The organism is Bradyrhizobium sp. WYCCWR15520 (assembly GCF_056174665.1).
In genome coordinates, this window is sequence record NZ_JBWBWM010000189.1 from 1 (window position 1) to 521 (window position 521).

Annotated in this window: 1 protein-coding gene; it reads left to right on the plus strand. The window is 79.8% G+C overall.

Annotated features, from left to right (window positions below; genetic code table 11):
* Positions 1–24: 24 nt before the first annotated feature.
* The coding region (locus AC0QUY_RS42805; protein WP_475391770.1) for a hypothetical protein at positions 25–521 on the plus strand (497 nt) is incomplete at its 3' end.

A 521-nucleotide genomic window follows, 5' to 3' on the forward strand; every position in this document is an offset into this window, starting at 1 on the left:
CGGTCGGTGCGGTTGGCGCGGCCGTTGGCGCGCCTGCGGCGGGAGGCGCTGCGGTCGGTGCGCCAGCGGCCGGAGGCGTTGTCGGTGTCGGTGTCGCACCGGGACGCGGCGGCGGCGCGGCTGTGCTTCCGCTGGGCGGAGGCGTGGTCGTTGGCGATGCCGCTGGCGCAGCCGGTGTGGCGGCAGGCGCGGGTGGCTGCTTGGCGCCGGCAGCCGGTGGCGGCACAGGCGAAGGCGTCCCCTTCTGGGATGAAGGCGGCGGTGGCGTCGGTGTCGGGGCAGCAGGTTGCTTCGGCGCTGCAGGCGCTGCGGCCGGCGGCGGAGGAGGCGGTGTCGTCGGACGTGCAGGTGCCGCCGCGGGAGGTGGCGGAGGTGCTGCCGGCGCCTTGGGGGCGGCGTCCGAGGGAGGTGTCGGGCGCGCAGGTGCAGCCGCAGGCGGCGGCGGGGCCGGCGTCGGACGTGGTGGTGGGGCCGCCGCGGGCGGTGGCGGCGGAGGCGTGGGACGCGGCGGCGGCGCTGCC